At 53.3% G+C, this 1,365-nt stretch carries 3 protein-coding genes; all 3 read right to left on the reverse strand.

Going from position 1 to position 1,365, the window contains the following annotated elements:
- A partial coding sequence (locus H8S57_RS18380) for a hypothetical protein (protein ID WP_186909084.1) occupies positions 1 to 482 on the reverse strand: 482 nt, incomplete at its 3' end.
- Positions 479 to 916, reverse strand: a complete 438-nt coding sequence (locus H8S57_RS18385) for a DUF3846 domain-containing protein (protein WP_242864941.1) — start codon at positions 914 to 916, stop codon at positions 479 to 481. The genes H8S57_RS18385 and H8S57_RS18380, both read right to left, overlap by 4 nt.
- Before the next feature lie 17 nt (positions 917 to 933).
- On the reverse strand, positions 934 to 1,365 hold a 432-nt coding region (locus H8S57_RS18390; protein ID WP_501981584.1), incomplete at its 5' end, for a DUF8195 domain-containing protein.

Raw genomic sequence — 1,365 nt, forward strand, 5'->3', positions numbered from 1 at the left:
ATCAGCGTCCCACCGCCCAGCAGCGCACAGACGCAGATCATAATAATCGGCAAAAGCAATTTATCGACCTCGCTTTCTTTGCCATAAAAATAGGCCCTGCTTTTCAGCAGAGCCGTGTCGTATAGTTCCAAATCTTCTTCATCTTCGCTTTCTTCGCCGTACCCAAAATCCAACTCGTCCGATTCAAAAGAAAAGCTGTGGTCTGAGATGCAGTCCAGGGCATCGCTGGCGTCCAGCTCGTCAAAATGCTCTCGGAAGAAAGCCAAATCCTCCTCGTCAGCGCGCACGGTTTCGCCATCTCCATAGAGATAGGTCTGAATTTTCGCTTCGATGGTATCCCCCAGGGGCCATTCGGCAAGAACCTCAGAGATTTCATCACAGTCCAGCAGTTCATCCAGCCCATCAGGGCTACCGGGGACAAAATGCTCCGTCATCAGAGAGTGGGAGGCATCCAGAGTCACCACCGAAAACATTTTGCTCATCGGCTTGCCTCCATATCCTCTCCGGCTCCGGTGTCCATGTCCCATCCCTTGCCGAACATGAGGTTCATAAACTTTTTCATGTCGGCGGCGGACCGTACTTCAAAGGATACCGCTGCGGGGACCGGCTGCGGAAAATACTCCTGATACATGGCAATCTGTTCATCGGTCAAAGAAACGCCCCGTCCTTCCGGGGTATCGCAATAGAGGAAAAAAGTTCCGTGAAGGATATCCGGCCCGTACTGTCGGTTCTCCGGCAGACCTGTCAGTTTCCCGGACGCATTGCAGCAGAGAACCGTTTCGCAGGGCAGAGGAATACACTCAATGTCCCCGCCCACAAGTTCCTGCCGGTGTTCCAGAGAATCCTCCAGCATGGTCGTATAAGGCGCCCGCCCAGGTTCAAACACCATAATCCGAATCATTCTGTTGTCGTTCATATCCACTCTCCTTTTCTTTACGGATTGCCCGGTGCGATATGCCAATCATCATAGAGGGGGCCGCTGATCGTTACATCATCGGTGAGATTCATGGCAAGCATCCCCGCAGGCGTCCAAATATCCATCACATGAGTATTGACTGTGTAGCTCCCGTCCGGGAACCAAACCGGCGAAAAATGCACCCGCTGGTTATAGGTGCTGTAAATGTTTTTGGCAAACTGGAACCGCGCCGTTGTTCCGCTGGTGAGCCGCTCCAACAGCCGCCAGTAGGTTCCATAGCCAAACTCCGGGAAGTAGGATACGGCTGTCTGCCCGTAGGTATAGTGCGATAGCGGGGCAGAGGTGCTGACGGTTGCCGTTACAGTGTTTGTTACGCCATAGCCTGATTTCATCAAATCGCCCGAAGCGGTGGGAACCTTTTCGTCCGGCTCGATTCGGGTGGTGGCGGT

The sequence above is a fragment of the Lawsonibacter hominis genome, assembly GCF_014287895.1.
In the GTDB taxonomy this organism is placed as follows: domain Bacteria; phylum Bacillota; class Clostridia; order Oscillospirales; family Oscillospiraceae; genus Lawsonibacter_A; species Lawsonibacter_A hominis.

Bases quoted from the DNA above. Each gene is read 5' to 3' on its own strand.
- H8S57_RS18385 (WP_242864941.1), bottom strand. From the start codon at position 916: ATGAACGACAACAGAATGATTCGGATTATGGTGTTTGAACCTGGGCGG.